Origin of the sequence: Oceaniglobus trochenteri, assembly GCF_020529025.1 — a bacterium.
Classification (GTDB): domain Bacteria; phylum Pseudomonadota; class Alphaproteobacteria; order Rhodobacterales; family Rhodobacteraceae; genus Oceaniglobus; species Oceaniglobus trochenteri.
Map to the genome: position 1 here is coordinate 215,352 of NZ_JACNMM010000006.1, position 19,431 is coordinate 234,782.

General features: G+C 62.2%; 15 protein-coding genes. 12 read left to right on the forward strand and 3 right to left on the reverse strand.

All coding sequences use genetic code 11. The features are described from left to right. Window positions 1–159: 159 nt before the first annotated feature. Genes H7828_RS12190 through H7828_RS12210 form a run of 5 tightly spaced genes read left to right on the forward strand, consistent with a single transcriptional unit; the run spans window position 160 to window position 6,366 of the window. Window positions 160–2,082, forward strand: coding sequence for an ABC transporter substrate-binding protein (locus H7828_RS12190; protein WP_226781316.1), 1,923 nt, complete (start codon window positions 160–162; stop codon window positions 2,080–2,082). 59 nt (window positions 2,083–2,141) lie between these two features. Then, window positions 2,142–3,125 (forward strand): ABC transporter permease, encoded by a 984-nt coding sequence (locus H7828_RS12195; RefSeq protein WP_226781317.1) that lies wholly within the window; start codon window positions 2,142–2,144, stop codon window positions 3,123–3,125. A gap of 3 nt (window positions 3,126–3,128) precedes the next feature. Continuing rightward, window positions 3,129–4,292 (forward strand): ABC transporter permease, encoded by a 1,164-nt coding sequence (locus H7828_RS12200; protein ID WP_226781318.1) that lies wholly within the window; start codon window positions 3,129–3,131, stop codon window positions 4,290–4,292. A gap of 11 nt (window positions 4,293–4,303) precedes the next feature. Then, window positions 4,304–5,335: an ABC transporter ATP-binding protein gene (locus H7828_RS12205; protein ID WP_226781319.1), complete on the forward strand. Its 1,032-nt coding sequence runs from the start codon at window positions 4,304–4,306 to the stop codon at window positions 5,333–5,335. Next, complete coding sequence (locus H7828_RS12210) at window positions 5,332–6,366, forward strand: ABC transporter ATP-binding protein (RefSeq protein WP_226781320.1); 1,035 nt, start codon at window positions 5,332–5,334, stop codon at window positions 6,364–6,366. Before H7828_RS12205 ends, H7828_RS12210 begins: the two co-directional genes overlap by 4 nt. Here the strand turns inward: H7828_RS12210 and H7828_RS12215 are convergent. Continuing rightward, entirely contained in the window at window positions 6,355–7,911 is a 1,557-nt protein-coding gene (locus H7828_RS12215; RefSeq protein WP_226781321.1) for a sulfatase family protein, read from the reverse strand. The two genes, H7828_RS12210 and H7828_RS12215, sit on opposite strands and share 12 nt — an antisense overlap. Window positions 7,912–8,076: 165 nt before the next feature. Here H7828_RS12215 and H7828_RS12220 point away from each other — a divergent pair, with 165 nt between their 5' ends. The 5 genes from H7828_RS12220 to H7828_RS12240 all read left to right on the forward strand — a co-directional run bounded on the left by H7828_RS12220 (window position 8,077) and on the right by H7828_RS12240 (window position 13,227). Next, on the forward strand, window positions 8,077–9,090 hold the full coding sequence (locus H7828_RS12220; RefSeq protein ID WP_226781322.1) for a LacI family DNA-binding transcriptional regulator: 1,014 nt from the start codon (window positions 8,077–8,079) through the stop codon (window positions 9,088–9,090). A 186-nt stretch (window positions 9,091–9,276) separates the two neighbouring features. After that, window positions 9,277–10,536: an ABC transporter substrate-binding protein gene (locus H7828_RS12225; RefSeq protein ID WP_226781323.1), complete on the forward strand. Its 1,260-nt coding sequence runs from the start codon at window positions 9,277–9,279 to the stop codon at window positions 10,534–10,536. A 53-nt stretch (window positions 10,537–10,589) separates the two neighbouring features. Beyond that, on the forward strand, window positions 10,590–11,420 hold the full coding sequence (locus tag H7828_RS12230; protein ID WP_226781324.1) for a phytanoyl-CoA dioxygenase family protein: 831 nt from the start codon (window positions 10,590–10,592) through the stop codon (window positions 11,418–11,420). Between the two features lie 109 nt (window positions 11,421–11,529). Next, the gene (locus H7828_RS12235; RefSeq protein WP_226781325.1) at window positions 11,530–12,393 is read left to right on the forward strand and encodes a carbohydrate ABC transporter permease; all 864 of its coding nucleotides are present in this window, start codon (window positions 11,530–11,532) and stop codon (window positions 12,391–12,393) included. Then, window positions 12,394–13,227 (forward strand): carbohydrate ABC transporter permease, encoded by an 834-nt coding sequence (locus H7828_RS12240; protein WP_226781326.1) that lies wholly within the window; start codon window positions 12,394–12,396, stop codon window positions 13,225–13,227. 125 nt (window positions 13,228–13,352) lie between these two features. Here H7828_RS12240 and H7828_RS12245 read toward each other — a convergent pair whose 3' ends face one another. Then, a complete protein-coding gene (locus H7828_RS12245; protein WP_226781327.1) occupies window positions 13,353–15,020 on the reverse strand; it encodes a glycoside hydrolase family 43 protein in 1,668 nt (555 codons plus the stop codon). A 58-nt stretch (window positions 15,021–15,078) separates the two neighbouring features. Beyond that, window positions 15,079–16,071, reverse strand: a complete 993-nt coding sequence (locus tag H7828_RS12250; protein ID WP_226781328.1) for a LacI family DNA-binding transcriptional regulator — start codon at window positions 16,069–16,071, stop codon at window positions 15,079–15,081. A gap of 239 nt (window positions 16,072–16,310) precedes the next feature. Between H7828_RS12250 and H7828_RS12255 the strand changes: the two genes are divergently transcribed. Beyond that, window positions 16,311–17,195: an NAD(P)-dependent oxidoreductase gene (locus tag H7828_RS12255; RefSeq protein WP_226781329.1), complete on the forward strand. Its 885-nt coding sequence runs from the start codon at window positions 16,311–16,313 to the stop codon at window positions 17,193–17,195. Window positions 17,196–17,458: 263 nt separating this feature from the next. Continuing rightward, the gene (locus H7828_RS12260) at window positions 17,459–19,402 is read left to right on the forward strand and encodes an ABC transporter substrate-binding protein (RefSeq protein ID WP_226781330.1); all 1,944 of its coding nucleotides are present in this window, start codon (window positions 17,459–17,461) and stop codon (window positions 19,400–19,402) included. Window positions 19,403–19,431 lie beyond the last annotated feature (29 nt).

The window sequence follows — 19,431 nt, forward strand, 5'->3', positions numbered from 1 at the left end:
TGCATCGATATAATAAAGATGTTATTTCATAATTGCCGGTCCCCGGCGGTAAGCGGAGAGTTTTGAAATCGTCTGTCCGGGGTTGGGACGATGCAACGAAAACCGCGCTTGCAATGTCGGATTTGGACGTTGTCAAAACGCCAAGTGCAGGGAAGTAAAATGCTGAAAATTCCATTCACCTTGACGCTGGGGGCGGCGGCGGCCGCCGTCCTCACCGTTGCGCCGCTGGGCGCACAGGAATACCGACAGGCGCCGCAACTGGCCAAGATGGCCGAAGAGGGAACGCTGCCGCCGGTGGCCGAGCGTCTGCCGGACGACCCGATGGTCGTTGCGATGGACGAGATCGGCGATTACGGCGGCGATTGGCGCACGGCCATCGTCGGCGGGCTGGACAACAGTTGGCTGATCCGCACCATCGGGTACGAACACCTTGTGCGCTGGACGCCCGACTGGACCGGCATCATTCCCAATGTCGCCGCCAATGTGACGGCCAGCGACGATGCGACCGAATTCACCTTCGATCTGCGCCCCGGCATGAAATGGTCCGACGGCGAACCCTTCGGTGTCGATGACATCATGTTCTGGTACAACGACGTGCTGATGAATCCCGATCTGACGCCCTCGGTTCCGGCCTCGTTCACCGCGGCAGGCGAGCCGGTGACAGTGACGAAGGTGGATGAAGACACGGTTTCGTTCAAATTCGCGGGGCCGAACGGGTTGTTCCTGCGGTTCCTTGCCTCGGTTCACGGATGCGGGCCGACCAGCTATCCCAAACACTATTTCGAAACCTTCCATCCCACCTATAACGAAAACCTCGACAGCCTTGTGAAGGACGAGGGCGTTTCCGGCTGGGTCGACCTGTTCGAACGCAAGGGTGGCGTGCAATCCTGCATTTCGTCCAACCCGGCCTTCTGGCAGGCCACGGAAATTCCGACGCTGCATCCCTGGGCCATGGCAACGCCCTACGGCGATTCCTCGGGTCAGGTGGTGGCCGAACGCAATCCGTTCTACTGGAAAGTGGACGAGGAAGGCCGGCAACTGCCCTATATCGACCGGGTGGTCTATGCCGCGCTGGAAGACAAGCAGACACTGCTGCTTCAGGTTCTGAACGGTGACATCGACATGATGTCGCGGGGGTTCAACACCACCGACAACCGCCGCGTCGTGGTCGAGAACGAAGAGCGGGGCAATTACCACCTTGCCACCAAGATCGCCGAAAGTGGCAACGTCATGGCGCTGGCGCTGAACCTGACGCACAAGGATCCGGTCAAGCGCGAGATCTTCAACAACAAGGATTTCCGCATCGGCCTGTCCCACGCCATCAACCGGCAGGAAATTTCGGACATCGTCTATGCCAGCCAGTTGAAGCCCCGCCAGCTTGCTCCGCTGCCCGACTCGCCCTTCTATGACGAGGAAATGGCCCAGCAATACGCCGCCTACGACGTGGACAAGGCGAACGAGTATCTGGACAAGGCCGGCTATGGCGACCGTGACGGCAACGGCGTGCGGCTGGGCCCGGACGGCAAGCCGATCAGCTTTGTCGTTGAAGTGGCGGATGTGTTCAACAACTGGCCCGATACCCTGGAACTGATCAAGGGGTACTTCCAGAAGGTCGGCATCGACATGGAACTGCGGGTGATCGACCGGTCGCTTCTGGTGAACCGCAAGACCAGCAACGACCATGACGCCGCCGTCTGGGGCATGGTCGGGGGCTTCGATGTCTTCCTCAGCCCGGTCTGGTATCTGCCCATCGACGGCGTCGAAAGCGCCTATGGCATCCCCTGGGCGCAATACTGGAACAACCCCGACCAGGGCCAGGAACCGCCCGAGCATGTGAAGAAGCAGTTCGACCTTTACCGCCAGATCGCCGCCACGGGTGACGAGGCCAAGCAATCCGAGCTGATGAAAGAGATCCTGGCGATCGCTAAGGAGCAGTTCTATGCCATCGGCATTGCGTCGAACCCCGACAGCTATACGGTGGTGAAGAACAACTTCCACAACGTGCCGGATGTGTATTTCGACGGCTGGACCTATCCCGACCCGGCGCCGCTGAACCCGGCTGCCTTCTGGATCGGTGAATAACGACTGACCCACGTCGCGGGCGGACCACCGCCCGCGGCATTCCGGTTTCAGAGGGTGTCATGGCCATCTATATCTTCAAGCGCATCCTTCTGATGATCCCGACGCTGATCCTGGTTTCGATGATCGCCTTCGCCATCATCCAGGCGCCGCCGGGCGATTTCCTGACCACCCTGATGAGCGGCGAGGCGGGCGAAACCGTCGATGTCGTGCAGATCGAGGCGATGCGCGCGCGCTATGGTCTGGATCAGCCGATCTGGGTGCAATACTGGAAATGGATCAGCGGCATCGTCTTTCACGGCGACTTCGGCGAATCCTTTGAATGGAAGCGCCCGGTCAACGAACTGATCTGGGACAGGTTCGGCCTGACCGTCCTCATCAGCTCGATCACCCTGGTGTTCATCTGGGTGGTGTCGATCCCCATCGGCATCTATTCGGCCACCAACAAGTATTCCGCCGGCGATTATGTCTTCACGGTCTTCGGCTTCATCGGCCTGGCGATCCCGAATTTCCTTCTGGCGCTGGTTCTGATGTACATCTCGTTCCAATATTTCGGGCAAAGCGTCGGCGGGCTGTTTTCACCCGCCTTCGTTCAGGCGCCTTGGTCGTTTGCGCGCGTTGGCGATCTGCTGGCGCATCTTTGGCTGCCGGTGATCATCATCGGCACGGCCGGTACGGCCAGCCTGATACGGATCATGCGGGCGAACCTGCTGGACGAACTGCCCAAACCCTATGTCGAGGCGGCGCGGGCGCGTGGCCTTTCTGAGTTCAGGATCCGGGTCAAATATCCGGTCCGCATTGCCCTGAACCCCCTGGTCAGCGCGCTGGCCTGGGTGTTTCCGGCGCTGGTGTCGGGGGATGCGATCACTTCGATCGTTCTGAACCTGCAAACCACCGGGCCGCTTCTGTACCGTGCCCTGCAATCGCAGGACATGTACCTGGCGGGCAGTCTTATCCTGATCCTCAGCGTGTTGACCGTGATCGGCACGCTTCTGTCCGACCTATTGCTGGCCTGGCTCGATCCGCGCCTGCGGGCCGAGGTGTAGCCCATGGGAAACGCACAGAACCAAGCCGCCGTCACCGATGCCCTGGCCGAGGAATCCGCGATGAAGGCTGCCGAAACCGGGTTTCGCGTCGCCACTCCGTGGGAGCTGTTCTGGTGGAAATTCAAGAGCCACAAGCTGGCGCTGATCAGTGCCTTCGTGGTCCTGTTTCTTTATGTCATGGTGGCCTTTGCCGAATTCATCGCGCCGGTGTCGCCCGCAACCTACAACGGGCGCTATGTCTTCGCGCCGCCCCAGGGCATCCACCTGTTCATGACCGACGACGAGGGCTGGCATTTCAATCCGCACGTCAAGGGATACAGCATCGAGGTCGATCCGAAAACCTATGGCAAGACCTTTGTGCAAGACCCCGAACAGGTTTTCCCCGTCCGTCTGTTTGCCAGGGGTGAATCCTATCGGCTGTGGGGGCTGTTCGAAACCGACCGTCACCTGATCGGCCCGGTCGATCCCGGTGCACCGTTCTATCTGCTGGGGGCGGACCGGCTGGGCCGGGATGTGTTCAGCCGCTTGGTCTATGGCACCCGGATCAGCATGTCGATCGGGCTGGTCGGGGTGGCGATCAGCCTGATTCTGGGCGTCTTTCTGGGTGGAGTGTCGGGGTTTTACGGCGGGGTCATCGATTCAGTGATCCAGCGCCTGATCGAAATCCTGCGCTCGCTGCCCACGATTCCGCTGTGGATGGGGCTTTCGGCGGCGATCCCGCTGGCCTGGCCGCAATGGCAGACCTATCTGGCAATCACCGTCATCCTGTCGCTGATCGGCTGGACGGCCCTGGCGCGCGAGGTGCGCGGGCTGTTCCTTTCGGTCAAGAACGAGGATTTCGTATCCTCTGCCCGGCTTGAGGGGATGGGCGAATTCCGCATCACCCGCAAGCACATGCTGCCGCTGTTCACCAGCCACATCATCGCCACGGTCAGCCTGACGATTCCGACGATGATCCTGGCGGAAACCGCCCTCAGCTTTCTGGGGATCGGGCTGCAACCACCCACCGTCAGCTGGGGCGTGTTGCTGCAAGAGGCGCAGAACATCCGGTCGATCGCCGTGGCGCCCTGGCTGTTCGCGCCGGGTGTCATCGTGGTCATCGCGGTGCTTGCCCTGAACTTTCTGGGGGACGGGGTGCGCGACGCGGCCGACCCTTACCAGACATGAGGACCGAAGGGATGGTGGCCGACAGCCCCGATAGTGACACCCAAAGCCCGATCCTGAGCGTGCGGGGATTGCAGGTAGAATTCAGCATCTTCGAGGGCAAGCTGCGGGCGCTGGAAAGTGTCGACTTCACCGTGGCCGAGGGCGAAACGCTCTGTGTCGTCGGCGAGTCGGGCAGCGGCAAATCGGTGACGGCGCGGTCGATCCTGAACATGGTTCCGCCGCCCGGAAAGATCACCCGTGGCGAAATCCTGCTGCGGCGTGAAACGGGCGAAACCGTCGACATCCTGGCGCAGAAGCCGCGCGGCAAGGCGATGCGCGGCATTCGCGGCAACGATATCGGCATGGTGTTTCAGGAACCCATGGCATCCCTCAGTCCGGTCCACACCATCGGCAGCATCTTCATCGAGGCGGTGCAGGCCCACCGCAAGGTCGGCCGCGCCGAGGCCCGCGAAATGGCGATTGCGGCAATGGCCGACATGGGCATCCCGAAGCCCGCGCAACGGATCGATTACTACCCGTTTCAGTTGTCGGGCGGGATGCGACAGCGCGCGATGATCGCCATCGCCCTGGCCAACCGACCCCGCCTGTTGATCGCTGACGAACCGACGACGGCGCTGGACGTGACGACCCAGGCCAATGTTCTGGACCTGATGATCGACATTCAGGACAGCACGAAGATGGCGCTTCTGTTCATCACCCACGACCTGGGGGTGGTGGCCGAAATTGCCCACAACGTGGTGGTCATGTACCTGGGCCGGATCGTGGAATCCGGCACGGTCCACGAGATTTTCGAGGATGCCCGCCATCCCTATACCCAGGCCCTGCTGCGTTCGATCCCGGGCACGCCCCTGTCCGAGTCGGGCGGTCTTTACACGATCAAGGGCAGCATCCCCAGCCGGGGCCGGCGGCCGCAGGGTTGCCCGTTTCATCCGCGGTGCGATCAGGCGGTTGCCGGTGTGTGCGATGTCGAAGCGCCGCCGCTGCGCCGGCTGCGGGGCAACCGAACCTATGTCTGCCACCTGCCGCTGGAGCTGAAGGGATGACCGTGCAAGAGGAACCGCAAGACCTTCTGAGGGTGCGCAACCTGTCGATGTCCTTTGCCCTCAGCAAGGGGTTTCTGGGCCGGGTCCACAGCACGGTGGACGCCAACGCCGATGTTTCCTTTACCGTGAAAGAGAGCGAAACCCTCAGCGTGGTCGGTGAATCCGGCTGCGGCAAGACAACGCTGGGCCGCTGCATCGTGGGCATGTACCGCCCCACAGGCGGCTCGGTCGAATTTCGCGGCGAGGACGGCAGGTTTGTCGATCTTGTGCCGCTGTCCACCGCCGAGATGAAACCTTACCGCTCGCAGATCCGCATGATCTTTCAGGATCCGTTTTCGTCGCTGAACCCGCGCATGTCAGTGTTGGAGCTGATCGGCGAGCCCCTGCGCATTCAGCGCGGCATGTCGGGCCGCCCGTTGGAAGACCGGGTGGTGGAACTGCTCGAACGGGTCGGCCTGCCCGGATCCTACGCCCAGCGGTATCCTCACGCCTTCAGCGGTGGCGAACGCCAGCGCATCGGCATCGCGCGGGCCTTGGCGCTGAACCCCCGGCTGGTGGTGGCGGATGAATGCGTTTCGGCACTGGACGTATCGATCCAGGCGCAGGTGCTGAACCTGCTGGGCGAGATCCAGAAGGAATTCGGCATCGCCTATCTGTTCATCAGCCACGACCTGACCGTGGTGCGCCATATCTCGGACCGGGTGGCGGTGATGTATGCCGGAACGCTGGTGGAACTGGCGGATGTGAAGGCCTTGTTCGACCGGCCCATGCATCCCTATACCCAGGCGCTGCTGTCGGCGGCGCCGCGCCCGGTGCCCGGCGCGCGCGGCAAATCCCGGCGCATCAGGCTGGAGGGCGAGGTGGCCGACCTGGCGAACAAGCCGTCCGGCTGCCTGTTTCATCCGCGCTGCCGCCACGCCCGCGACCGGTGCAAGGTGGATGCGCCGGCGCTGCGGGCCATGCCGGACGGGCGGACAGTGGCCTGCCATTTCGCCGAGGAGATCGCGCAGACCCCCGCGTCAGACGTCTGAGGGCGGCGCCAGGCCAAGCCGCGCAAACGCTTCGGGCGGGGCATGGTTCTGCGCCATCAGGGCGGCCATCTTTCCGGCCAGCCGGGCTTCCAGCGCGGGATCGTCCAGCGGCGCGGCCTGCGCCGGATCGTTGGCCATGTCGAAGATCAACGACGGGCTGTCGATCATCCGGTCCGGGCCATGGGCGCGATACCAGGGGGAATCGCGGATCACCGGCACCTTCAGCACCGGCATCCCGCCGGTCCAGGCATCGCCTTGGGTCAACGTCGCGCCCGCCAGTTCGGCCGCCGAAAACGGCTGCGTCACATGGGATGGCATCAGCGTGTATTGGTAAAGCTCGGGGTCGTGCAGCGTGGGCGGATAGCGGAAATAGCTGTGCCGCCCGTCGGCCAGGTTCACCGCGCCGCCGAAATAGCCGAAGATCACCGCATCGTGCCCCGGCGCCGTTTCATCCGCCATCAGCGGCAACAGCGACCGCCCCCGGACCGAGGCGGGAACAGCGCAGCCATGGGCCGACAGGACCGTGGGCATGATATCGATGGTCTGGGTCAGGGCGGTGCGGCGTTGCCCGGCCATTGCGGCATGGTTCGGGTGGTGGATGAACAGCGGAATATGCGCGATTTCGGCATAGGCTGGCATCCGTATCTTGGCCCACCAGTCATGTTCGCCGGTCAGGAACCCGTGGTCGGTGGTGACGATCAGCATCGTGTCGTCCCAGAGGTTCAACGCGTCCATGCGGTCTAGCAACCGCCCCAGTTGCGCGTCGCAATGGGCCAGCAGGGCGGCATAATTGGCGCGAAGCTCGGCGATCTCTTCGGGTGTTTCGCTGACCGGGGCATAGGGGGGCCAGTCCAGGATCGGGCCGTCGTACCCGGTGGGCAGGGCGTCGCGGAACCCGGGCGGTGCGGTGAAGGGTTCGTGGGGATCGAAGGTTTCGATCTGAAGAAACCAGTCGTCTGCGTCCCGGTTATCGTCAAGAAACGCCAGCCCGCTGTCAAAGCAACGGGTCGAGGGGAAATCGGATGTCTCGACGATGCGTTCGCGATTGGCAAGGTTGTGATACCTCAGGCTGCCGCGCGTTTCGCTGACCTGGCCGGGGTGATAGCGGGCGCGCCAGGTGTCGCTGTCGGGGGCGATCTTCACCACCCAGGGGTCGCCCTCCTGGCCGCGCAGAAAATCATAGCTGGTGTATTTGCCGACATACCCCGCACCGCCATCCTCGAAGTAGTGGTAATGGTCGGTGATGAGATGCGAATAGACGCCGGATTGGCGCAGGATCTGCGGCAGGGAAATGTCGAAGGGTTCCAGCGGGCCCCAGCTTCGGTGCAGGAAGTTCAGCCGCCCGGTGTGCAGGTCGCGCCGCGCGGGCATGCAGGGCAGGCTGCCGACATGGTGGGCATCGAAGGTCACCGCCCGTTCGGCAAGCCGGTCGAAACCCGGCGTTGCCACCTGCACCCCGCCGTAGGGGCCCAGGTTGTGGCGGTTCAGCGTGTCGAAAAGTACGAAGATGGTCCGCATGGCGTTTCCGGGGGTTGTCCGCGTCATTCATGGCACATTGGCCCGTTCAGAAGAAGGCGTGATCGACCCCGGATGGGCTTCTGCGGCGGGTCGGGCCGGACAGAAGCGACAATTTGCCTTCCCGGGCGCGTTTGACTTCGGCAGGATAAGACATCATTTTGAGTATGCTTGTCGGAACACGGGTGGAGCTGGATGAATCACGGGCGCAAGGCCACCCTGAGCGAGATCGCGCGGCTGGCGGGCGTGTCGAAGGCCACCGTTGACCGGGTGATGAACAACCGTGGTTCGGTGCAGCCCCAGACGCGCTTGATCGTGATGCAGGCGGCCAGCCGTGCCGGCCATCCCGGTGCCACCGACCCGCTGCCCGAGGTTGCCAGCGCGGTTGCACCGCCCGTCACCGTCTTGTTGCCGCAACTGAACGCCGGGTATCTTTCGACGCTGACGCGGAAATTGCAGGACAGCCACGCCGCAGGAACCCTGGCCCCGGACATCGTGACCGTCCCGCGCGTATCCCCCGAGAACTATGCCGCCGCCATTGACCGGGCCGAAACGCCCTATCTGGCCATCATCGCGGTTGATCATCCGCTGGTGCGCCAATCCTGCGCTGCCTATGCGCGGCGCGGTGGCAAGCTTGTCACGCTGCTGTCGCGGATTTCGGATATCCCCTGCCTAGCCCATGTGGGCGTGGACAACCGGGCCGAGGGGCGCCTGGCCGCATGGTTTGCCCAGGTCTTTCGCGGCAGCGGCACCGGAGAGATCGCGTTTCTGCACGGACTGAGCACATTTCAAAGCCAGGAACAGCGCGAACTTGGCTTCCGTTCGGCAATTCAGGAGTCCGGCAACCTGTCGATCACCGCAGCCTTCGAGACGGCGAACACCACCTCGGAGGCGGTGATCGACGCGGTCACCAATCTGCTGGCCGGGCATCCGAACCTGACGATCCTTTACAACATGTCGATCAGGAACCGCGAAGTGGCCGAAGCCGTGGCGCGCAGCGGTCGCAAGGTGGTTCTGATCGGCCACGACCTGACGGATACGACCAAGCAGCTTTTGCTTGAAGGGCGCATGGCCGTGGTGCTGGATCAGAACATCGGAATGCTGATCGACCAGCTTGGGACGGGCATCGCCCGGGACCACGCCGGGCTGGCCTGGCCGACCGAGAGAATCGAGCCGCGCTTCTTTTGCCGCGAGAACCTTCCGATATAACATCAAAATGATGCTCATGCACCTCTTGTTGCGCGCGAGATGGCGGCGCAATCCCTGTAATCGTTGGCAAATTTGCCAATCATGCTGAAATGTGCCGTCTCAGACATGGTGTGTTGACCTCAAGATGATACTTCGCATATCAATATGATGTAAGGCGTGCGCATGACACGTCATCGGGAGGAAAAGATGTACAAAACCGTTTCAATGGCGTCGCTTCTGGCAGGCCTTTTTGCAGGGCCGGGTTTGGCCGAAACCGAGGTGAGGTGGCTGCACCTTGAGGGCGACGGTCCGGTTGTCGAGTTCATGGAGGAACTTGAGGCCGGGTTTGAGGCGAAGAACCCCGGCGTGGACGTCAAGATGCAATTCCTTGGCCCCGAAGCCTTCAAGGCCCGTCTGACCACCATGCTCCAGTCGGATGACCGTCCGCACCTGTTCTATACCTGGGCAGGTGGCGTGATGCGCGCGCAGGCCGATGCGGGCTTTCTGAAGGACATCACCGCCGATGTGGAAGGTGCCTGGAAAGACAGTTTCAGCCCCGGCGCGCTGAGCGCGTATGAGTATAACGGCGCCTATTATGGCGTGCCGCAAGAGATCAACCAGGTTGGGTTCTGGTACAACCGGCGCCTGTTCGACGAAGCGGGCGTGGACCCCGAGAGCATCAAGACCTGGGACGATCTGCTGGCCGCTGTTGCCAGGTTCAAGGAGGCCGGGATCACGCCGATTGCCACCGGTGGTGCCGACAAGTGGCCGTTGCATTTCTACTGGACACATCTGGCCGGGCGCATCGGCGGGAAAGAGGCCTTCGATGCCGCCCTTGCCGGTGAGGGCGACGGCTTTGCCGCCGCGCCCTTCGTGGCTGCGGGCGAACGCTTTGTCGAACTTGTGACGCTTGAGCCGTTTCAGGACGGGTTCCTGGCTGCCGGCCACAGCGATGCCGCCGGGGTATTCGGGGATGGCCAGGCGGCAATGCAGCTTCAGGGCAGTTGGAACCGGTTCTCGCAGGTCAGCAACAGCGCGAATGGCAAGGGCCTGCCCGAGGATGAACTGGCCTGGATGCCATTCCCCATGGTCGAAGGTGGCGCGGGTAATGCAACCGACACGCTGGGCGGCATCAACGGCTGGCTGGTCGGGGCAGGCGCCCCGCAAGAGGCGGTGGATTTCCTGCGCTTCATCACCTCGCCCGAAAATCAGCGCGAAGCCGCCGCGCGGGGGCTGCATGTGCCGCCGATGAAAGGCATGTCCGATGTGATCGAGGATCCCTTCTCAAAGCAGTTCGCTGAGAAACTCGCCGCTTCGACCTATCACCAGATCTTCTGGGATCAGGACCTTGGCCCATCGGTCGGCCGGGTCGTCAATGATGTTTCGACCGAACTGGCAGCAGGATCGACAACGCCCGAACAGGCGGCGCAAACGATTCAGGATGCCTGGTCGTTCGAGAACATGTGACCGCACAACGGCGGGCTGGGAACGCCCGCCGAACCACCACGAAGGAAAGAACGATGAGCCAGACCAGCACCTCCGCCCCGCGGACCCAATCCGCCTGCGCGCAACCCGTCGCAGCCGGCACGATCCCAAGCCAGGCAAGGGCCGACTACGAGCAGACGGGATTTTGCGTCCTGCCGGGGATCATTCCCGCCGAACTCCTGAACCTGCTGCGCGACGAATGCAGTGGTTTTATCGAACGCAAGCATGCGGAAATGGACGCCGCCGGAACCGACTCGGTCGGGATCAGCCACCGTGGCCGGCGCTATTTCGTTGAACGGACATTGCAACAGAATCCGCGCATGGCCGAATTCCTGTTCAGCCCTCTCATGGCGGGGATATGCCGTGACATCCTGGGCCCCGATGCCTGGCTGTTCTACGATCAGTATGTCGTGAAAGGGGCCGACCCCAACAGCCGTTTCGCCTGGCACCAGGATTCGGGCTATGTGGCCGCCAACGGGGGCGATGCCGCGCACAGGCCCTACCTGACGTGCTGGTGCACGCTGGACGACGTGACCGAGGAAAACGGCACCGTCTACATGCTGCCCTATGACAAGGCGGGCACCCGAGATCTGGTCCCGCACCGCAAAGACCCCGAGATGAACGACTGGGTCGGCTATCATGGGGATGAACCGGGAACGCCGGTGATCGCGCCGGCCGGGTCGATCGCGCTGTTCAGCTCGATGACCTTTCACCGCAGCGGTCCCAACCTGACCACCAACATGCGCCGGGCCTATCTGGCGCAATATTCGGCCGAGCCGATCATGGCGACCGGGGGCGACAGGCTTTGGGGGCAGGCGGTGCCGTTCCTGAAGGACGGCAGCAACATCTCGGGCGGCGCGGCATGACCGAGCGCGGTGGCCGAAGGGCTGCGCCAGCCAAGTCTCCATGACCATGCTGGAGGCATCCCGATCGGGCCGGGCGCCGACCAGGCGGCCCGGCCTGCGGGCCCGGCTGATGAAGTCGGACCGGTTTGTCACTGCGGTGGTGTTTCTTGTGCCGGCGCTGACGCTGTTCACGCTGTTCGTGATGATGCCGATTGGCGAGGCGGCCTGGTACAGCCTGTTCCGCTGGAACGGTTTCGGTGCGCCGACGAACCATGTCGGGCTGAAGAACTTCCAGATGCTGATGCAGATGGATGCCTTTCACACCGCGCTGAAGAACACCGGCCTGATCATCTTCTTTTCGCTGATCGTGCAACTGCCGCTGGGGCTGTATCTTGCGTTGATCCTGTCGCAGAAGTTTCGGGGCGTGGTTCTTTGGCGGTCGCTGTTCTTTCTGCCCTACATCCTGGCCGAGGTGGCAACCGGCCTGATCTGGAAGTTCGTCTATGACGGCCGGCATGGCCTGGCAGCCGGAATCACCGATGCGCTTGGCGTCGATCCGGTCTATGTGCTGGCGGATCAGGAGCTTGCCGTCTACGCGGTGATCGTGGTGCTGGTGTGGAAATTCTTCGGATTCCACATGATGCTGTATATCGCCGGCTTGCAGAACATTCCGCGGGATGTGGTGGAAAGCGCGCAGATCGACGGGGCAAGCTGGTGGCAGATTGCCCGCCGCATCAAAATTCCGATGATCGCCCCGGTGATCAAGCTGTCAGTGTTCTTTTCCATCCTCGGCGGGTTGCAGGTGTTTGATCTGGTATGGTCGCTGACGCGCGGCGGTCCGGTCAACTCGTCGCATACGGTTGTCAGCTTTCTCTATGACTTCGGCATCATGCGGATGCGCATCGGCTTCGGCAGCGCGGTGGGCGTGGTTCTTTTCGTCGTCTGCGTCGGGTTCGCCTTCAGCTATCGGCGCATTTTCATGAAGGAGGATTAGATGGGCATCGGCTCTGGACGCGCGCACAGGCTCTATCACGATCTTGCACTGGTTGCCGTCGGCATTTTTGTCGCCACGCCGTTGCTGGTGACGTTTCTCGGCGGGTTCAAGGATCAGGGCGAATTGCGCGCCAACCCCTTTGGCCTGCCCAGCACGCTGAACCTGTCGAACTTTGCGCAGATCCTGTCGCAGCCCGACATCTGGGTCTATGTCGGCAACTCGCTTGTGGTGGCCGGGATGACGGTTGCCCTGACGCTGATCATCGGCGCGATGGCCGCCTTTGCCTTTGCGCAGATCCGGTTCTTCGGGTCGCGGATGCTGCTGAACTATGTGCTGCTGGGCATGATGTTTCCCTTTGCCACTGCAATCTTGCCGCTCTTCGTGCGTCTGCGGGATTTCGGGCTTCTCAACTCCTATGCCGGGCTGGTTCTGCCGCAGGTGGCCTTCGGGCTGGGGTTCTCGATTCTGCTGATGCGAAGCTTCTTCAAACAACTCCCCTCCGAGCTTTGGGAGGCCGCGCAGATCGACGGGTGCAGCTATGCCGGGTTCTTCTGGAAGGTCACCCTGCCGCTTTCCACCCCGATCCTTGCGACGGTGGGCGTTTTCGTTCTTGTCCAAAGCTGGAACAACTTCCTGTTGCCACTTGTCGTGCTGAACGATGAATCGCTTTACACTTGGCCCATCGGGATCATGCAGTTTCAGGGTGAATACAACACCGAGTGGAGCCTGATCCTGGCTTTTGTAACGCTGACGCTGATTCCGGCCGTGATCTTCTTTGCCTTCGCGCAGAAATACATCGTCGAAGGCCTGACCGGCGGCGCCGTCAAGGGCTGACGCCGGATCGCCAGGGCGGAGGCCCGTTCTACCCTTGTTGCGCAAAAATCTGGCCCGGTCCCTGAAAAAGGGGCCGGGCCTTTTGGTGGGCGGGGCGGATCACCGCGCCCGCCCCGTTGGCGAAATCAAACCTCGTTCTCGAAGTCGAACCATTCGAAATCGGCGGCGTGGCCACGCCCGCCGATGTCATGGGCGGCCATCCCCACGAATGCCCCGGTAAAGTTGTTGCCTTCACCGACGCCGCCTTCATCCGACAGGATGCTGGCATCCAGCACCGGACCGACATCCTGCCATTCGCCATCTGTGGTGCGCCAGGCAAATTGCTGGGCGGCATCCGTCACCGTGACCCGCAGATCAAGCGGCCCATCGGGAACGGCAACCGGATCGCAGGCGAACTGGACCTTGCCGAAGGGAAAGTCGCCAAGCGCGGACATGATCCGCAAGGCCCGCGTTCCGTCGTCCTCGCGGCAGATTGCCAGGTAATGATACTGGCAGGTATTGTACCAGCAGATCAGGCCCGCGAAGGTCTGGAAATCGACAGGGTCGTAATGAACGCGCGTCGAAGCCGTATAGCGGTGTTCGGTCTGGCGTCGCGCCAGTAGCGCGTGGTCGAACTTGCTCCCCGGGGACTGGCGGCCGAAAATCCGCAACCTACCCGGCGCGGCATCAAGCGAAAACAGATAGGCCGGATCGGGCGTGCGCAGCCACTGAAACGCCGCGGGCAGAGCGCCGGGCGCAAAGGTTGTGTGTTCCTTGACGCGGACAGGGCCCGCAACGCTTTTGCCGCCGGGCGCCGGTGTCGTCAGGCCTTGGGGATAGTTGCCGCCTTCGGCCAGGCGCAACCAGCCGTCCGCGTCCCAGCGCATTTTCTGGATTCCCGTTTCCCGCCCGAGGGGCGAGCGGTATTTCGACACTTCCGAACCAGGCAGGGTGCGCCGGTATTCGGCGTGGCCCAGCGTTCCCTCGACGTTCAGTGGCCGGGAACACAGATGCACCATGTAGGTTTCGCCCTCGGGCGTATCGACGATGTCGGCGTGACCGCACCGTTGAAGCGGGGCCTGGGGCGCATCCTTTGTGGTCAGAACGTGAACATCCGGGTGCATTTCGTAGGGGCCGAACAGATCGCGCGACCGCGCCATTGTAACCGCGTGGCTATAACCGGTGCCGCCTTCCGCCGTGATCAGGTAATACCAGCCATCGCGCCAATAAAGATGCGGCGCCTCGGTCAGCTTCAGGTCGCTGCCGGCAAAGATATTGCGGATCGGCCCCACCAGGCGCTGTTCCTCGACCGAGTATTCCTGGCAGACGATCCCGGCAAACTGGTTGCCGTGACCCTTGGTGCGGTGATCCCAAAGCATGTTGACCAGCCATTTGCGCCCGTCCGGGGCATGAAACAGTGACGGGTCGAAGCCGCTGGAGTTCAGGTAGACGCGGTCGCTCCACGGGCCTTCGATGGACGGTGCGGTCGTCAGATAGTTGGGCGCGTCCTTGAAGCTGCCGCTCAGCCGCTTCACGTCGGTGTAAATCAGCCAGAACAACCCGTCGGCGTGGGTCAGGCAGGGGGCCCAGATGCCGCCGGAATCGGGATTTCCGCGCATGTCCAGCAGGTCGGCGCGATCAAGCGGGCGGGCCGCAAGGGTCCAGTTCGCAAGGTCGGTCGAATGGTGGATCTGCACGCCGGGCGCATATTCGAATGTCGACGTTGCGATGTAATAGTCATTGTCGACCCGGACGATCGACGGATCGGGGTTGAACCCGCGCAAGATCGGGTTGTGAATCACTGTATCTTTCATTCTACTCTCTGCTGGTTTTTAGTTTTGGGTTTCGGCGGGATCGGCCCGGCCTTGCGGGCTAGGCGGTTTCGCCCCGGATCAGGCTGAACTTCACGTCGATCCGTTTTTCGGTGGGTTGGCCGCGCAGGCGTCGCAGGATCTGTTCGGCGGCGACACGGCCGATTTCCTCGCGGTTCGAACTGATCGTGGTCAGCGGCCGGGGCAGGTTCTGGCCCACTTCCAGGCCATTGAACCCGGCAATGGCAATGTCGCCGGGCACGTCCAGCCCCTTGACCATGCATTCGAAGAAGCCGCCGACGGCCATGTCGTCATTCGAGAAATAGACAACCCTCGGACGCTCGGAGGTCTCCAGCGCCCGGGTGATCCCCTTGCGGCCCAACCCGATGGACGAGGGTTCGTCCATCAGAATGGTTTGCTCCAGCACCACGCGCGCCTCGGCCAGGCCGTGGCGGAATCCGTCAAGCCGGTCCAGCGCGCGTCGGTCGATTGAAATGTCATGGCCGACATAGGCAAAGCTGCGATAGCCCAGCCCGGTCAGATGGCGCGCCGTCTCCTTGCCGGCGTCGAAGTGCGACATGCCCACGGAAATGTCGATGGGATCTTCGGCCAGCCCCATGATCTCGACAATGGGCAGCTTCGCGTCCCGCAGAAGACGCCGCGATGCATCGGTGAGGTTGGACGGCGCAATGACGATTCCGGCCGGGCGCCAGGACAGCAAGCTGCGGATCAGCCGCTCTTCCTGGTCGCGGTCATAGTGCGAAACCCCGAGGACGGGGTGAAAATCGGCGGTCTCAAGTTCGGTTTCGAGGCCTTTCAGGACGTCCGGGAACACGATGTTCGACAGGGAGGGCAATATCACGCCGACCTGGTTGGACGCCGCGCCAGCCAGTGCGCCCGCCACCCGGTTCTGGACATAGCCGATAGCCCGTGCCGCATCCTGCACCTTTGCGGCGGTCTTGGACGAAACGTTTGGCGCGCCGCGAATGGCCCGGCTGGCCGTGATTTCGCTGACGCCCGCAAGTCTTGCGACCTGTGCCAGTGTAGCTGCCATCGCAACGCTCCTGCGTGGGTGGGTGGCGACGTCAAACAGGCGCCGACAGACTCAGTATAGGGAGAATGCTAGGCGCTGTCACGAGTTCTGGCCCGCAATTCTTGCAATTATGAAATGGTCTTGACAGCGCTGTCAATTAAATCGCTACATGTGCGCGCATCGTTTGAGGCGGGCGCAAGGCCGGTATCGTCCTGTGGCTGGCCCGGGTGCGAACAGGATACAGATCGGAGTGAGGCCCTATGAGAACGATTGGCATTGTCGGCGTTGGCGGCATGGGTGGGGGCGTGGCCGAGCGTCTGCTGGACGAAGGGTGTGGCCTTGTGCTGTGGAACCGCTCGGGTGCCGCGCTTGATCCTTTCCGGGGCCGTGATGCCGTGGAAATCGCGGCCAGTCCGGCCGAGGCGGCCGCGTCGGGGGTCGTCATCTCCTTTGTCGCAAATGACGCCGCGTTGACGGACGTGACCGAGTCGGAGGATGGCATTCTGGCCGGTCTGCCCGCGGACGGCTGCCATATCTCGATGAGTTCGGTCAGTCCGAAGCTGGTTGGAGAGCTTGTCGGCAAACATGAAGTTGTGGGCCGCCAGATGATCGCGGCGCCGGTATTCGGGCGCCCAGAGGCCGCGCAGAAAGGGCTTTTGTGGGTGGCCGTGTCGGGCGCGGCGGGTGCCGTCGCCACTGCTAGGCCGGTGCTGGAGTGCATATCGCGGTCGATTACCGACTTCGGCGAGAACCCGGTCAATGCCGCCAGCGTCAAGATCGCAGGCAACTTCATGATTGCCTCGGCCATCGAAGCAATGAGCGAGGCCTTCGCCGTGCTGGAAGCGCAAGGAATCGATTCGCGCGCATTTCACGAGATGATGTCCGAAACGATTTTCGGATCGGTCATTCATCAGAACTATGGCCGGATCATCCTGGATCAGGCCTTCATGCCGCCCGGGTTCAAGCTGGCGCTGGGTGGCAAGGACGTCGGGCTGGCGCTGGATATGGCCGCCGCCGCGGATACCCCGATGCCCTTCGGAGAGATCCTTCGCGACCGGTTTGCCGCGGCCGTTGCGGCCGGGCGTGGGGATGAGGACTGGAACGCTATCTCAACCGAGGTGCGGCGTGGGGAGTCCGGCGATTAGGGCGTCGTCGGTCGGAATCTGGATGATTCCATTGACATCAAGAAATGAAAAAGAAAAAGATAGTAATAATAATAGGTTAAATAGTAATTCTGGTATCCAACTCCGTTGTTGACATTTATGACAGCGCTGTCATAGATGAAATCGCACGCCGCCGCAGGGAGAGTGGTGAGCTGCGCCAACAACAAGACCGAAGAAACGTCGGCGTGGGGGCTGCCCTCCACTGCCATTGGTCGCGATCTCAATCGCACGAACGGGAGGATAAGATGAATTCGAGACTGGCTAGTTTATTGACCGCGCAAACGGTTTCGGCCTTTGCGGTGGCCGCGATCCTGGCAATGCCGTCGGCGGCTGTGGCTTTCACCGAAGCGCCTGAACTGGGCGAGGCTGTGGCCTCTGGTGCCCTGCCGCCGGTGGATGACCGGCTTCCCGAGACTCCCTTGACCGTCGAGGTCGTCGATTCGATAGGGCAGTATGGCGGAACCTGGCGCAACGCCATTCTGGCCGGTGACAGCCACCAGTGGGTCTATCGCAACCTTGGCTACGAACAGCTTGTCCGCTGGTCCAACGATTTCACCAAGGTCGAGCCGAACATCGCTGAATCCTTCGAAGCGAACGAGGATGCGACCGAATTCACCTTTCACCTGCGCAAGGGCATGCGGTGGTCAGATGGCGCGCCGTTCACTTCGGCCGACATCCGTTTCTGGTTCGACGATATCGTCAGCAACGCCGACGTAACCCCGACCTTCCCCGCCTGGCTGATGGTCAACGGCGAGCGGGTGACGGTGGAAACGCCCGACGAACACACTGTGATCTTCCGGTTCGCCAACCCGAACGGCTTGTTCATGGCGCAGATGGCCGGGCAGAATGGCCTGGGCGTGGCCATGGCGCCGCGCCACTACCTGGAAAAATTCCACATCAAGTACAATCCCGATGGCATGGATGCGCTGGTTGCGGAATCCGGCGCCAACAGCTGGGTGACGATGTTCACGGTGACGGCCGGTATCGGCGACGGGTCGCCCAGCACCGGCAACGACATGTTCTTCGACGAAGAGCGCCCGGTGCTTTTCGCATGGAAGCCGGAGAACAGCCTGGGCAGCGGCGAGCGGTTCACGCTGGAGCGCAACCCCTATTACTGGAAGGTCGACGCCGAGGGGCAGCAGCTGCCCTATATCGATGACGTGGTCTACAACGTGGTGGGCGATGCCGAGGTCATGCTGCTTCAGGCGCTGAACGGTGAAATCGACCTGATGAGCCGCTGGATCAACGAACTGTCGAACAAGCCCGTGCTGGCCGAAAACCGCGAGCGGGGCGACTATCGCTTCTTCACGCTGGGCGAAACCGGTCAGAACTATTTCGTCCTGTCGCTGAACCTGACCAGTGAAAACCCGGTCCTGAACGAGGTGTTCAACAACAAGGATTTCCGCATCGGCCTGTCCCATGCGCTGAACCGGCAGGAAATCATCAACCTGGTCTTCCTGGGGCAGGGGACGCCGTCGCAGATCGCGCCGCGCCCCAACAGCACCTTCTATGACGAAGAGCATTCGACCCAGTACACGCAATACGATGTCGATCTTGCCAACAAGCACCTGGACGATGCCGGTTATGCCGATCGCGACGCCGACGGTTTCCGCCTTGGCCCCGACGGCAAGCGGATTTCCTTCATCGTCGAGGCCTATTCCTTCATGGGGCAGTGGGCGGACGCGCTGGAACTGATCGAAAAGTACTGGAAAGCCGTCGGTATCGACATGCAGTATCGTACCGTCGATGGCGGCCTTCTGGATGAGCGGATGCGTGGCAACCAGCACGACGCCAACCTCTGGTGGAGCGGTGCGGGTCTTCAGGACATCCTGCTGGAGAACTTCAACCACGTGCCGAAAGAATGGTCTTCGACCTGGGCCGTCGGCTGGGGCAACTACATTCAGGGCGCTCCGGGTGGTGTGAAGCCGCCGCAGGCCGCGCTTGACCAGGTGGCCCTGATGGAAGAACTGCGCGCCGAAGCCGACCCCGACGAACAGAACCGCCTGATGCGCGAAGTGCTGCGCATCTCGAAAGAGCAATTCTACAACATGGGAATCAGCGTTTCCGCGGATGAATACGGCATCGTTTCGAACCGGTTCCAGAACGTTCCCGACTATATCGTTGGCGTTCCGGCCATCGGCCCGGGCCAGGTTGCGTCGTCCCAATTCTGGATCGACGAGTCCAAGTAACCTTGTCTCCGCTCTCCGGCCACTGGCCG

Coding starts and splice junctions, on each gene's coding strand:
- H7828_RS12200 (WP_226781318.1), top strand. CDS start 3,129: ATGGGAAACGCACAGAACCAAGCCGCCGTCACCGATGCCCTGGCCGAG.
- H7828_RS12190 (WP_226781316.1), top strand. CDS start 160: ATGCTGAAAATTCCATTCACCTTGACGCTGGGGGCGGCGGCGGCCGCC.
- H7828_RS12210 (WP_226781320.1), top strand. CDS start 5,332: ATGACCGTGCAAGAGGAACCGCAAGACCTTCTGAGGGTGCGCAACCTG.
- H7828_RS12195 (WP_226781317.1), top strand. CDS start 2,142: ATGGCCATCTATATCTTCAAGCGCATCCTTCTGATGATCCCGACGCTG.
- H7828_RS12245 (WP_226781327.1), bottom strand. CDS start 15,020: ATGAAAGATACAGTGATTCACAACCCGATCTTGCGCGGGTTCAACCCC.
- H7828_RS12205 (WP_226781319.1), top strand. CDS start 4,304: ATGGTGGCCGACAGCCCCGATAGTGACACCCAAAGCCCGATCCTGAGC.
- H7828_RS12235 (WP_226781325.1), top strand. CDS start 11,530: ATGAAGTCGGACCGGTTTGTCACTGCGGTGGTGTTTCTTGTGCCGGCG.
- H7828_RS12225 (WP_226781323.1), top strand. CDS start 9,277: ATGTACAAAACCGTTTCAATGGCGTCGCTTCTGGCAGGCCTTTTTGCA.
- H7828_RS12260 (WP_226781330.1), top strand. CDS start 17,459: ATGAATTCGAGACTGGCTAGTTTATTGACCGCGCAAACGGTTTCGGCC.
- H7828_RS12250 (WP_226781328.1), bottom strand. CDS start 16,071: ATGGCAGCTACACTGGCACAGGTCGCAAGACTTGCGGGCGTCAGCGAA.
- H7828_RS12240 (WP_226781326.1), top strand. CDS start 12,394: ATGGGCATCGGCTCTGGACGCGCGCACAGGCTCTATCACGATCTTGCA.
- H7828_RS12230 (WP_226781324.1), top strand. CDS start 10,590: ATGAGCCAGACCAGCACCTCCGCCCCGCGGACCCAATCCGCCTGCGCG.
- H7828_RS12215 (WP_226781321.1), bottom strand. CDS start 7,911: ATGACGCGGACAACCCCCGGAAACGCCATGCGGACCATCTTCGTACTT.
- H7828_RS12255 (WP_226781329.1), top strand. CDS start 16,311: ATGAGAACGATTGGCATTGTCGGCGTTGGCGGCATGGGTGGGGGCGTG.
- H7828_RS12220 (WP_226781322.1), top strand. CDS start 8,077: ATGAATCACGGGCGCAAGGCCACCCTGAGCGAGATCGCGCGGCTGGCG.